Consider the following 12,591-nt stretch of genomic DNA (forward strand, 5'->3'; position numbering starts at 1 on the left):
CTTGTTTTCGAAGGGATCCATAAACTGGCTGCATGACCACGCTCCGACAGTTCGAGTACCTGGTGACCGTCGTCGACACCGGGTCCTTCACCCGTGCCGCCGAGCTGCTGCACGTCACCCAGCCGGCGCTGTCGCACCAGGTGCGGGCGCTGGAGCGGGCCCTCGGCGGGCCGCTGCTGGAGCGGCTGCCGCGGGCGGTGCGGCCGACGCCGATGGGGCGGGCGGTGCTGCCGCACGCGCGGGCGGCGCTGGCGGACGCCGAGCGGCTGCGGGCGGCGGCCCTCGGTGCGGCCGGACTCGCTTGCGGGGAACTGGAGTTGGCGACGGTGTACTCGGTCAGCCTGGGTCTGCTGCCGCCGGTGCTGCGGGCCTGGCGGGCGGCGCATCCGGAGGTGCGGATCCGGCTGCGGGAGTTCGCGCACACCGAGGACCTCCGGGCGGCGATGACGGCGGGCCAGGCGGATGTGGCGGTGGGGCCGCTGCCGGTGGGCTGGGAGGGGCCGATCCGGGAGCTGGGGGAGGAGGAGTTCGTGCTGGTGCTCCCGTCCGAAGGAGAGGACGGGCGGGAGGGGCCGGACGACGCCCCGGTGCCGCTGGCGGCCCTGGCCGGGCGGGACTGGGTGCACTACGCCCCCGGCAACGGCCTGGCGGACGTGCTGGACGCGGCCTGCGCGGCGGCCGGGTTCCGGCCGGGGGTGGCGGTGCGCACCGAGCAGACGGCGGCGGCGCCGCTGCTCGCGGCCGCCGGGCTGGGCCCGGCGCTGGTGCCTGCGAACATCGTGCCGCCCGGCTTCGACGGCGTGGTCCGCCGCCCCGAACCGCCGGTGCGGCGGCCGCTGGTGGCGTACACCAGGACCAGGCCGGACGCGCTGACGACGGCGTTCGTCGAGCTACTGTCGCGTCGGGTCCGGCTGCTGCCCGACGTCGGGGCCGGTGGAGCGGCCGGCGGCGCGGAGGGCGGGACGGCCGGCGGTCCGGCCGGATCGGCGGATGTGGCGACGGACGGATTCTCGTGATCTCTACAGTGCTGTAGATTCGTTTGGCAGGGAGAGCAACCGAGGAGGGCAATCGTGGGAGTTTCGCTGGCCAAGGGCGGCAACGTCTCGCTGACCAAGGAGGCGCCGGGCCTGACGGCCGTCATCGTCGGACTCGGCTGGGACGTCCGTACCACCACCGGCGCCGACTACGACCTGGACGCGAGCGCGCTGCTCTGCAACGCGCACGGCAAGGTGGTCTCGGACCAGCACTTCGTCTTCTTCAACAACCTGCGCAGCCCGGACGGTTCGGTCGAGCACAGCGGCGACAACCTGACCGGCGGCGGCGACGGCGACGACGAGCAGATCAAGGTCGACCTGGCCGGTGTCCCGGTCGACGTGGCCAAGGTGGTCTTCCCGGTGTCGATCTACGACGCCGACGCCCGGTTCCAGAGCTTCGGCCAGGTGCGCAACGCCTTCATCCGGATCGTCAACCAGGCCAACGGCCAGGAGCTGGCCCGGTACGACCTCACCGAGGACGCCTCCACCGAGACGGCCATGGTCTTCGGCGAGCTGTACCGCAACGGCGCCGAGTGGAAGTTCCGCGCGATCGGCCAGGGCTACGCCTCCGGCCTGCGCGGCATCGCGACCGACTACGGCGTCAACGTCTGATCAACGTCCGACACCGTCCGACAGCGGATGCCCGGGGCGCCGGGAGCACCTGAACGGGCCATGTGATCGGGCCATGTGATCGGGCCACGTGAACGGGCCACCGGGCGGTCGACTGAGCGGGTCGCCGCCCGGTGGTCGGCCCCCGGTCAGCGCCCCTCCGCCACAGGCGGATTCGGCTTCCGCTCCAGCGCCAGCCCGCCGAACCCGCCCGAGGCGCCCAGCTGGTCGCTCCACCACGCGGCCATCGCCGGCCCGTCCACGGCCGACCAGTCCGGAGCCCCGGTGACCTGCGCCCGCCCGAGCCGGCGGCTGAGCTCCACCAGCGCCCGCCCCGCCGCACCGCGCTCGCGGTCGTAGCCGGGCAGCAGATCGGCCCACCCCTCCGCCGCCCGCCAGGCGTCCTCGAAGGCGCAGGCGTCCTGCAGCGCCTTCGCCGCGCCGCTGGTCGTGTGCGGGCGGACGAGCGTCGCGGCGTCCCCGGCCAGCAGCAGGCGGCCGGCGGTGCGGCGCGGGGTCTCCAGGTCGTGGATCGGCTGGAGCAGGATCCGCTCGACGGGCGTCAGGTCGACCACACCGGCCCAGTACGGCGGCAGGACGCGCTCGGCGAGTGCGGACAGGTCGTCGCGGCGCGCGGCGTCCAGCGAGCCGACCGCGAAGCCGAGCGGGTCGGTGCCGCCGGCGGTCCGCAGCCAGTCGGGCGCGGGGGCGTAGAAGACCCAGTTCACCAGGGTGGTGCCGGGGGTCAGCCCCGGGATCCGGTAGAGCACGACCTGTCCGCCGGGGTAGCAGGCGGTGATCACCTCCGCCTCGGGCCACCGGGCCGCGCCGCCCGGGAGGCGGTCGAGCAGCCGGGCGTCGAAGCTGCCGCGCCACGCGACGTACCCGGCGTACTCGGCCCGGGCCTCCGGGCAGACGGCGGCGCGCACCACCGAACGGTGGCCGTCGGCGCCCACCACCAGGTCGTAGGGCTCGCGCCCGCCGGCCGCGGTCTCCACCCAGGCCGGTCCGGAGAGGTCGGTGCCGCCGGCCGCCGTGACGGCCGTCCCGGGCCGGAACTCCACCTGCTCGGGGGTGCGTTCGCGCAGCCCCCGCCACAGCACACCCCAGTGGAACGAGTGCATCGCCATCGGCTGCACCCACAGCACCCGCCCGCGCGGGGCGCCCGCCGGGTCCTTGGCCACCCAGTGCCGGGTGGTGAGCGGATGGTGGCGGATGCCGTCGTCCAGGTGGCCGGCCAGGACCAGTTCGTCGTAGCGGTCCAGCAGGACGCACAGGCCCACTCCGCGGTCCTCCAGATGACCCGGGCTGCGCTCCAGCACGGTGACCCGCTCGGCCCCGCCCCGGGCCGCCGCCCGCGCGAACGCACAACCCGCGATGCTGCCGCCGACCACGGCCACCGATCCACCCCGCACGACCGCTCCCCCTCCTCGCCGGGGCGCCAGCGGCCCCGTCCGTCGTCCCGTCGACCATACGCCGTGGACTGACGGTCCGTCAGCGCAGTGTCCGAGGTGTTCCCGGGGTGTTCCCTGGATCACCTATGCAACTGGTTGCATAGGGCGCTCCGGCTCGCCTACCGTGTGGTGGCCAGCCAGCCAGCCAGCCAGCCAGCCAGCCACTCCCCTCCGCCCTCCCGACCACTGCCCGCTCCCGCCCCACCAGGAGAAGCCGCGATGACGACGACCGCCAGCACCCCGCCGCCGCCCTACCCCCACCTGCTGCGCCCGCTCGACCTCGGCTTCACCACCCTCCCCAACCGCGTGATCATGGGCTCCATGCACGTCGGCCTGGAGGAGGCCGAGAACGGCTTCGAGCGGATGGCCGCCTTCTACGCCGAACGCGCCCGCGGCGGCGTCGGCCTCATCGTCACCGGCGGCATCGCCCCCAACGAGGCCGGGCGCCCCTGGGACGGCGGCGCCAAGCTCACCACCGAGGAGGAGGCGGACAAGCACCGCGTCGTCACCGACGCCGTGCACGCCGCCGGCGGCCGGATCGCCCTCCAGATCCTGCACTTCGGCCGTTACGCCTACCACCCGGCCCTGGTCGCCCCCAGCGCCGTCCAGGCCCCGATCAGCCCGTTCCCGCCCCGCGCCCTCACCGCCGACGAGGTCGAGGCCACCGTCGACGACTTCGCCCGCTGCGCCGAACTCGCCCGCCGGGCCGGCTACGACGGCGTCGAGATCATGGGCTCCGAGGGCTACCTGATCAACGAGTTCGTCGCCGCCGCCACCAACCACCGCGAGGACGAGTGGGGCGGCAGCTACGAGAACCGGATGCGCTTCCCGGTCGAGATCGTCCGCCGGGTCCGGGAGCGGGTCGGACCGGACTTCATCCTGGTCTACCGGCTCTCCATGCTCGACCTCGTCCCCGGCGGCTCCACCCTGGACGAGGTGGTCCGACTCGCCAAGGCGGTCGAGGCGGCCGGCGCCACCATCATCAACACCGGCATCGGCTGGCACGAGGCGCGCATCCCCACCATCGCCACCTCGGTGCCGCGCGGCGCCTGGGCCTGGGTGACCGAGCGGGTCATGGGCTCGGTGTCCGTGCCGCTGGTCGCCACCAACCGCATCAACACCCCCGAGCTGGCCGAGCGGCTGCTCGCCGAGGGCTGCGCCGACCTGGTCTCGCTCGCCCGCCCGCTGCTCGCCGACCCGGACTTCGTCGCCAAGGCCGCCGCGGGCCGCCCCGAGGCCGTCAACACCTGCATCGGCTGCAACCAGGCCTGCCTGGACCACACCTTCAGCGGGAAGATCACCTCCTGCCTGGTCAACCCGCGCGCCTGCCACGAGACCGAGCTGGTGCTCGCCCCGACCCGGCGGGCCAAGCGGGTCGGCGTCGTCGGCGCCGGACCGGCCGGCCTCGCCTGCGCCGTCACCGCCGCCGAGCGCGGCCACCGGGTCACCCTGTTCGACGCCGCCGCCGTCATCGGCGGTCAGCTCGACATCGCCCGCCGGATCCCGGGCAAGGAGGAGTTCGCGGAGACCCTGCGCTACTACCGCCACCGGCTGGCGGAGCTCGGCGTGGAGCTGCGGCTCGGCAGCTGGGTCGACGCGGCCGCGCTCGCCGCCGAGGGCTTCGACGAGGTGGTGCTCGCCACCGGCGTCAGCCCGCGCGTCCCCGACCCCGCCGACCTGCCGGGCGTCGACCACCCCAGCGTGCTCGGCTACCTCGACGTGCTGCGCGACGGGGCCGCCGTCGGCGAGCGGGTCGCGATCCTCGGCGCCGGCGGCATCGGCTTCGACGTCGCCGAGTTCCTCACCGACGCGGGCGACGCGCCGAGCCTCGACCCGGCCGTGCACCGCCGGCACTGGGGCATCGACGGCGACTACCGCGAGCGCGGCGGCCTCGCCCGCCCCGAGCGGCCCGAGCCGCCGCGCCGGGTCCACCTGTTCCAGCGCCGCACCACCAAGGTCGGCGCCGGGCTGGGCAAGACCACCGGCTGGATCCACCGCACCGAGCTCAAGCACCGCGGCGTCACCATGGTCGCGGGCGCGGGTTACGACCGGATCGACGACGCCGGCCTGCACTTCACCGTCGACGGCGAGCCGCAGCTGCTGCCCGTCGACACCGTGGTGCTGTGCACCGGCCAGGAGCCGCGCCGCGACCTCGACGCCGCCCTGCGCGCCCTGGGCGTCACCCCGCACCTGATCGGCGGCGCCGACGAGGCCGCCGAGCTCGACGCCAAGCGCGCCGTCAAGCAGGGCACCGAGCTCGCCGCCGCCCTCTGATCCCGGGACGCCGCCCCGGCCTCCGTCCCGGGGCGGCGCCTAGGATCGGTGCCATGTCGCTGCCGCACGCCATCCTCACCGCCCTGCTGGAGCAGCCGTCCTCGGGGCTGGAGCTGACCCGGCGGTTCGACAGGTCGATCGGCTTCTTCTGGTCCGCCACCCACCAGCAGATCTACCGCGAGCTGGGCCGGCTGGAGACCACCGGGCTGATCCGGGCGCTCCCGCAGGCCGGTCCGGTGCGCGGGCAGAAGAAGGAGTACGAGGTGCTGCCCGCCGGCCGGGCCGAACTGGCCCGGTGGACGGCCGCCGCCGACGACCCCCGGCCGATCCGCGACCCGCTGCTGCTGCGGCTGCGCGCCGCCGCCGTGGTCGGCACGGCCGGGCTCGACGCCGAGCTGCGCCGCCACCTCGACCTGCACCGAGCGCAGTTGGCCCACTACGAGGCGATCGGGCGGCGCGACTTCCCGGCGGGGGCGGAGGACGGGGCCGATCCGCTCCAGCACGCGGTGCTGCGGGCGGGCGTCGGGCTGGAGTCCTTCTGGGTGCGGTGGCTCGCGGAGACCGTCGCGAACCTGCCGCCGGCACCGGGCGAGCCGTCGGCAGAAGGCTCGGAAGTCCGGGCGAACCCCTCCTGACCTGCGGCTGAGCGCTCCGGGCGGGCGCTCCCCGGGGGCCGGTGGGACACTGGACGCCTGTCCCTGCCCGACCTCATCGATCGGGGGCCCGTATGTCCCTCCCGAGGCATCTCCGCGCGCTCACCGCGGCGGCCGTCGCCACCGTGCTCACCCTCGGCACCGCCCAGCTCGCGGCGGGAGCGCCACCCGCTCCCACGCCCGCCTCCGCGGTCTCCACGGCCTCCGCGGCCTCCGCGCTCTCCGCCGTCCCGGCGTCGGCGCCGCTGCTGCCGACCGACGAGCAGCTGCGGGCCGCCCTGCTGACCACCGCCGAACTCGGCCCCGACTTCACCGAGGCCCCGGTGGACCCGAACCCCTCGCCGGAGGCGGACGCCTCCCCGGTGGCCGGCTGCGACGCCCTGCGCGCGCTGCTGAACCGGAACCCGTCCGGGGCCTCCGTCCAAGGGCCGCACCAGGAGGCGCAGTTCGACGGGCCGGACGGCAGTCCGATGGTCACCGAGTCCCTCAGCGCCGAGGAGGCGTCCCGGCTGGACGCCGACTTCGCCACCGTCGGCGCCGCGTTCGCCGACTGCCACAGCATCACCTTCACCGACAACACCGGTGCGGCGGTGACCTTCTCGGTGACCCCGATCGCCCTCGGCGACCGCGCCGGGGCCCCGGCCGTCCGCCTCGACGGCGACCTCGCCGGGGTCCGGCTGAACGGCTACCTGGGCATCGAGCGCCTCGGCGAGGTCGCCCTCGCCTACGGGTACTTCCAGCGCGACTCCGACGACTCGCAGCTCGCCTCGCTCTACTACCGCGCGGCCGTGGCCAAGGCCGAACGCACCCTTGGTGTCAAGGCGGGCGCCACCGCCGGGAGCCCGGGTGCCACCGAGGCCCCGGGCTCCGCGGTCTGACGGTCGCGCCGCGTCGTGCTCAGCGCAGCACCCACTGCTGGTAGGCGCTCTCCTGGCACTGCCACATGTTGACGTCGCGTCGGGCGCCACCGGCCGAGTAGTAGTCCTGCAGGCACAGGCCGGACGCCACGTTCTTGAACACGACCGCGTTCGGGCCGTGCGGGAGCAGCTCCCAGCGCTGGGTCGCGGCACCGGAGCAGGCCCGCTGGACCACAGGGCTGTAGGTGTTGAGCGTGGTCGGTTCGAGACACAGGCCGGACTTCTGCACCCGCAGCTCGGTGGCCCCGTCGGCCCCGGTGTCCGACCAGAAGCGCTGGTTCGCGTCGTTCTTGCAGTCGAACTCCTGGAGCACCGCGCCCTCGGCGGTGGAGGCGCCGCGGATGTCCAGGCACTTGCCCTGGACGACGTTGACGTAGCTGTGCAGCACCGGCGCCGCCTGCGCGGGCGCGGCCAGCACGGTGGCGGCGGCGAGCACCGACCCGGCGACGACGGCGGAGCGGACGACGGCGCGGCCCTCGCGACGGCCCTCGCGGCGGACGACGGAGCGGGCGGTGGACTGGCGGCTGGATCGCATGATCGGTGCACTCCCGGTCTGGTGGTGGCCCGGACGCCCCGTGGCGGGGCGCCCCGGCCGCCAGTCTCGGCGTCCGGAAGCGTCAGGCCCAAGACCCTTCGGGGTCCGTCGAATTCGGGCGTGGCATTGTCCGTGGCGTGCCACGAACCGGTCAGGGCCGGGCAACGCGCCCGTCCGGCCGGGCGAGTGCGCATACGGTGGACCCAAGGGCGCGGCGGGCCCGGCCGCCCGAGCGGGGGACCGGGCCGGACCACCGCCGCCGTGCCCCGCCGGGGACGCCGACGGAAGGACCGGATTGCTGCGCATCCACTTCACCCACGACGACCTGACCAGGGTACGGATCGCGCGGGCACCCGACCCGCTCGCGGAGACCGTGCTGAGCCTGTCGCTCGTGCAGACCCGCGACCTGGGCGGCGTGGCGCTGGACGGATGGCGCAGCAGGACCCGAGGACGCCTGCGCCCCGAACTGCGCGTGCTGTTCGAGCTGGCGACCTCGGCGGGCGCGACCGAGGCGCCGGAGGCGTTCCTGCACGCGGGCGCCGGCAGTCTGGCGGACAGCCTGGAGCAGACCTGGTCGATGCCCCGGAAGTTGTGGGAGGCGGACCTGTGCGCCCTGGAGTACCTGCGCCCGGAGGCGCCCCGCTGGGTCCGCGAGCTGCACCGGGGGGACCGCGAGTGGCGCGGGCTGGTGCAGCGCAGGCTCCGCGAGTACCACGCCTTCGCGGTCGCGCCCTACTGGCCGCAGCTGCTCGCCGCGACCCACACCGAGCGCACCCGGCGGGCGCTGGCGGCCGCCGACACCGGACTGGACGGCCTGCTCGGCTCGCTGCACCCGGACGTCCGCTGGGAGTCACCGGTGCTGTCGCTGCCCTGTCCGATCGATGCCGACCTGAGCCTGCGGGGTACCGGGATCGTTCTGGTGCCCACCTTCTTCTGGCCCGAGCCGCTGGCCCTGACGGACAACCGGGGCCCCGAGTACCCGGTGGTGCTGCACTACCCGCTGGCCCGCGACCTGGACACCTACCGGGCGGTCTGGGCGGCCTCGGCCCCGGCGGAGCCCGACGGCGCGCTCGTCGCGCTGCTCGGCACCACCCGCGCCCGCACCCTCCGGGCGGTCGCCGACCCGGCGGGCACGGCCGAACTCGCGCGCCGCACCGGTACCTCGCCCGCCACCGCGAGCCACCACGCCACCGTCCTGCGCTCGGCCGGCCTGCTGACCACCGAACGCTCCGGCCCGGGGGTCCGCCACACCCTGACCCCGCTCGGCCGGGCCCTGCTCGACGACCGCCCGGTCGGGCCGACGTCCGGCCCGGGGCCGGGCTGACGGGCCCGGCCCCGTCGCGCGGACGGTCCGAGGGAGCAGGGCCCTTCCGCCGGTTCTTCCCGCCAGGGCGGCCGGCCATCCGTCATCCGCCGTCCACCAGTGCCCGGCGCGACCGACCCGCCCGCGTCCGCGCTGCGGCGCCCGGCCGGCCGGGCGCCGAGGCCGCCGGTAGCCTGTCGGCCTGCATCGACACGGGCGACCGAGGTCCGCCCGGTGAAGGAGGGGGCGGTGGGGAGCGCGGCCGAGGAGGGGCCCGGCATACCGGACCCGGGTGGGACCGAGCCCGGCCGGCCGGTCCAGCTGCCGGGGGACCCGACAAAGGAGGGGGCGGTGGGGAGCGCGGCCGAGGAGGGGCCCGGCATACCCGACCCGGGGCGGCCCGGCCCCCGCCCGGTCCAGCTGCCGGGGGACCCGACAAAGGAGGGGGCGGTGGGGAGCGCGGCCGAGGAGGGGCCCGGCATACCCGACCCGGGGCGGCCCGGCCTCCGCCCGGTCCAGCTGCCGGGGGACCCGACAAAGGAGGGGGCGGTGGGGAGCGCGGCCGAGGAGGGGCGCGGCATACCCGACCCGGGGCGGCCCGGCCTCCGCCCGGTCCACCTGCCGGGGGACCCGACACGGGTGGGCGACCCGGTGCACGGGCCGGTGCGCGGCTGCCTGACGGCGATCGGCGGGTTCTTCGGCGAGCTGCTGGGGGAGCTGCTGCTCGGCACGCTGCTCGCGCTGCTGACCACCGCCTCCCTCGCCGGTGTCTTCGTGCTGGCCGAACTCGCCCACCGCCAGGACCCGTTGCTCGCCTACGGCCTTGGCCTCGCCGCCGTCCTGCTGCTGTTGCTCGGCGTGCGGCAGTTGCGCCGTCCGAAGGAGCGGCGCGGCCGGGTCGGCCGGGTCCTGGCCGCCGGCACGGCCGGTGTCGGGGTCTGGCTGCTGGCCTGCGTCGGCTACGCCTCGCTCCGCGGGGCCCTGGACCTCGCGACCTTCTGACGCGGCCTGCCTTCCGGTTCGGGCGACCGTCGGAGGCTGCCCGCCTTCCGGCGTTGCCCGCCTTCGGTGCGGGCTGAGGTCGGACGCTGCCCGCCTTGCGACCCGGCCGACTCTTCGGCGCGACCGACCCCCGGGGGCGCCGGTCGACCCCTGTACGGTCGGCGCCCCCGGGGGCCGGGGACCGGCGTGCGCTCAGCGCAGGTGGAGGGCGAGGCCGGTGGTGCCCGGCTGCTCCAGCCCCTCGCGCAGGCGCATGTCGCGCTCGTAGTCGCCGCCGTCCAGGCGGCGGAACGGGACCGGCTCCTCGGTGAACAGGGCGTCCAGGCGCTGTCCGTAGGCCTCGGCGGCGGCCTCGAACTCCTCGGCCGACAGGCCCTCCGACCGGTACACGGCGAACGGTTCGAGGGCCGCGATGCCGCTGAACCAGAACACCCCGTGCTGCAACGGGAACAGCAGGTCCGCCAGCGGCCCGTGCGCGCCCCGGTCGGTGAACGCGGACTCGCGGCCCCCGACGCTCACCGCGAGCAGCCCGCGCCTGCCGCCCAGGGCGCCCTCGCTGTACGGCGGCGGGACGTCCGGGCCGTGCGCGAAGCCGAAGGTCAGCACCCGGTCGATCCAGCCCTTGAGGATCGCGGGCGCCGAGAACCACCACAGCGGGAACTGGAGCACCACCGCGTCCGCCCGGCGCAGCTTCTCCTGCTCGGCGGCGATGTCGGCCGAGAGCCGCCCGGTGCGGGTGGCCTCGTCCTGGGCGCCGAGCACCCCGAGCCGGGCGTCCGCCGGGTGGTCGGGGAAGTCGTCGGCGTCCAGGGCGGCGTGCCACTTCATCGCGTACAGGTCGGAGACCTCCACCTCGTGCCCGGCGGCGCGCAGTCGGGCGACCGCGAAGTCACCCAGCGCGGCGGTGAGCGAGCGGGGTTCGGGGTGGGCGGTGACGACCAGGACGCGCCGGGGCGGCTGCTGCGAGGTGTGGTTGCTCATGGCCCCAGCCTCCCCGGGGCGGCGGGGCGCAGCCAGGTCCCTGCCGTTCCGGCGGACTCCGGATCCTGGTAACGCGAGGGCCACCATAATGGAGCGTATGGAGACCACCGCCGCCGCTCGTGCCGCCGTTCCGCGCCCCGCGCTGGGGGAGTTCCTGCGGGCCCGCCGGGGCCGGGTCGCGCCCGAGCTGGTCGGGCTGACGGCCGGTGGACGGCGCCGGGTGCGCGGGCTGCGCCGGGAGGAGCTGGCGCAGTTGGCCGGGATCAGTGTCGACTACTACGTCCGGCTGGAACAGGGGCGGTCCACCCAGCCGTCGTTCGAGGTGCTGGAGGCGCTGGCCCGGATCCTGGGCCTGTCGGCGGCGGAGCGCCGCCATCTGGACACCCTGGCCGGCTCCCGCCGGCTGCCGCCGCCGGCGCCCCGGGTGAGCCCGCTGCTGCGCGGCATGCTGGACGCCCTGGGGGCGGGGATGCCGGCCTTCGTGACCGACCACCGGCTGGACGTGGTGGCCTGGAACCCACTGGGGGCCGAACTCATCGGCGGCCTGGGGGAGTCGGGGGGCCGGCGGGACCGCAACCAGGCCCGTTTCCTGTTCCTGGACCCGGCCGCCCGCACCGTCCACCCGGAGTGGCCGGACCGCGCCGCCGAGGCGGTCGGCCAGCTGCGGGCCTCGGCGGGGACCTGGCCGGACGACGCGGAGCTGACCGGCCTGATCGCCGAACTGTCCTCGCAGAGCCCCGAGTTCCGCCGGATCTGGGACTCCGGCGAGGTGATGAACTGCACCTCGGGGCACAAGCGGCTGCACCACCCGGTCACCGGGACGGTCGCCCTGGACTTCGAGGCCCTGCACGTCCCGGCCGCGCCGGGCGAGACCGGTCTCGTGGTGCACGTCTTCTCGGCGGGCTCGGACGCGGCCGCCGCCGAGGCCCTGGCCCGCCTCGGCGCGGCGGTGGCGGCGGGCTGACGGGGACCGGCCGTGTGAGCTGCTGACATCCCGTCGCCCGGGGGGCCGACGGTCCACCGTTTCCCGCGTCCACCGCTACGGTGAATCCGGCGGATTGATCACGACTTGATCCGGGCCCTGTCCCCGGCCGTGCCGGTCGGGCCCCGGAGCCGGGCCGCCGCGGGGCCGCGCCGTGCCCGGGGTCGCGGGCAGCGTCGTCCGGTGCCGCGTGACAACGCATGACGTCGGACGATGCCGGAGGGGCCGACGGGCGGCCCGGGGCCGGCGTCGCGGGGCCGGTCGCGGACCGTCGGGCGGGATTCGTATTCCGTCGCCCGGTGGCTGGTGAGTTTCGGCCACATGTCGTAAACCGTGCACCATGGTGGTTGTCCGAGATTTATCGTAGCCTCGGCACGCTCACACCTCGGTAACGCCGGTCCGGGGGTCGGCCGGCGCCCCTCGGGAGGGACCACTGTCAGACAGGCATGAACGGGGGGCATCGGATTCGTGCCTTGCGCGCCGGGTCGCTGTGAACATCGTGGACCCGGCCGTCGCGGGAAGCGGGGGATTCCGGGCCGACAACCTGCCCGTAAGGGCGGAATTCAGGGCCCGAGGGCTCGACGGCGAACTGCTGCGACCGATAGACATATATCATCGCGTTGCGCCCTTCGCATATCCACGAGCGAATTTGCGAGCGATTCCGAACGTTTCCGCGTGCCTTTGCGACGACTTTATGAGCCGTGCACAGAAGGGGGAATGTAGAATGCGCAGAGTAGGCTACTTACACACCCGGTGCCAAATTCTGGAAAGAGGGATCGGCGGTACGGGATCCCCGAAATGAGCGGGGCTCCTCGCCGTGGTCACGACGCGCCCGGAATTCTCTCGG

General features: G+C 75.3%; 11 protein-coding genes. 8 read left to right on the plus strand and 3 right to left on the minus strand.

Annotation, left to right across the window (positions count from 1 at the left end; all coding sequences use genetic code 11):
• Positions 1-32 precede the first annotated feature (32 nt).
• Together ACW14Y_RS30675 and ACW14Y_RS30680 are read left to right on the plus strand one after the other, a co-directional pair.
• The gene (locus tag ACW14Y_RS30675; protein ID WP_456984116.1) at positions 33-1,016 is read left to right on the plus strand and encodes a LysR substrate-binding domain-containing protein; all 984 of its coding nucleotides are present in this window, start codon (positions 33-35) and stop codon (positions 1,014-1,016) included.
• A 54-nt stretch (positions 1,017-1,070) separates the two neighbouring features.
• Positions 1,071-1,646, plus strand: a complete 576-nt coding sequence (locus ACW14Y_RS30680) for a TerD family protein (protein ID WP_030391715.1) — start codon at positions 1,071-1,073, stop codon at positions 1,644-1,646.
• Between the two features lie 146 nt (positions 1,647-1,792).
• Here ACW14Y_RS30680 and ACW14Y_RS30685 read toward each other — a convergent pair whose 3' ends face one another.
• The gene (locus tag ACW14Y_RS30685; protein ID WP_456984117.1) at positions 1,793-3,058 is read right to left on the minus strand and encodes an FAD binding domain-containing protein; all 1,266 of its coding nucleotides are present in this window, start codon (positions 3,056-3,058) and stop codon (positions 1,793-1,795) included.
• A 258-nt stretch (positions 3,059-3,316) separates the two neighbouring features.
• Here ACW14Y_RS30685 and ACW14Y_RS30690 point away from each other — a divergent pair, with 258 nt between their 5' ends.
• From ACW14Y_RS30690 to ACW14Y_RS30700, 3 genes are all read left to right on the plus strand, one after another.
• Positions 3,317-5,371: an oxidoreductase gene (locus tag ACW14Y_RS30690; RefSeq protein ID WP_456984118.1), complete on the plus strand. Its 2,055-nt coding sequence runs from the start codon at positions 3,317-3,319 to the stop codon at positions 5,369-5,371.
• A 53-nt stretch (positions 5,372-5,424) separates the two neighbouring features.
• Positions 5,425-6,006 carry a PadR family transcriptional regulator gene (locus ACW14Y_RS30695; protein ID WP_380309713.1) on the plus strand — a complete coding sequence of 194 codons (582 nt, stop codon included), beginning with the start codon at positions 5,425-5,427 and terminating at the stop codon, positions 6,004-6,006.
• A gap of 92 nt (positions 6,007-6,098) precedes the next feature.
• The gene (locus tag ACW14Y_RS30700; RefSeq protein WP_456984119.1) at positions 6,099-6,902 is read left to right on the plus strand and encodes a hypothetical protein; all 804 of its coding nucleotides are present in this window, start codon (positions 6,099-6,101) and stop codon (positions 6,900-6,902) included.
• Between the two features lie 19 nt (positions 6,903-6,921).
• Here ACW14Y_RS30700 and ACW14Y_RS30705 read toward each other — a convergent pair whose 3' ends face one another.
• The gene (locus ACW14Y_RS30705) at positions 6,922-7,476 is read right to left on the minus strand and encodes an RICIN domain-containing protein (RefSeq protein ID WP_380309709.1); all 555 of its coding nucleotides are present in this window, start codon (positions 7,474-7,476) and stop codon (positions 6,922-6,924) included.
• A 295-nt stretch (positions 7,477-7,771) separates the two neighbouring features.
• Between ACW14Y_RS30705 and ACW14Y_RS30710 the strand changes: the two genes are divergently transcribed.
• A complete protein-coding gene (locus ACW14Y_RS30710) occupies positions 7,772-8,800 on the plus strand; it encodes an ArsR/SmtB family transcription factor (RefSeq protein ID WP_456984120.1) in 1,029 nt (342 codons plus the stop codon).
• A 528-nt stretch (positions 8,801-9,328) separates the two neighbouring features.
• Complete coding sequence (locus tag ACW14Y_RS30715; protein ID WP_456984122.1) at positions 9,329-9,781, plus strand: hypothetical protein; 453 nt, start codon at positions 9,329-9,331, stop codon at positions 9,779-9,781.
• Positions 9,782-9,973: 192 nt separating this feature from the next.
• Here the strand turns inward: ACW14Y_RS30715 and ACW14Y_RS30720 are convergent, their stop codons facing one another.
• On the minus strand, positions 9,974-10,762 hold the full coding sequence (locus ACW14Y_RS30720) for an NAD(P)H-dependent oxidoreductase (protein ID WP_456984124.1): 789 nt from the start codon (positions 10,760-10,762) through the stop codon (positions 9,974-9,976).
• Between the two features lie 97 nt (positions 10,763-10,859).
• Between ACW14Y_RS30720 and ACW14Y_RS30725 the strand changes: the two genes are divergently transcribed.
• The gene (locus ACW14Y_RS30725; protein WP_380391240.1) at positions 10,860-11,726 is read left to right on the plus strand and encodes a helix-turn-helix transcriptional regulator; all 867 of its coding nucleotides are present in this window, start codon (positions 10,860-10,862) and stop codon (positions 11,724-11,726) included.
• Positions 11,727-12,591 lie beyond the last annotated feature (865 nt).

Source organism: Kitasatospora sp. cg17-2, assembly GCF_054031055.1.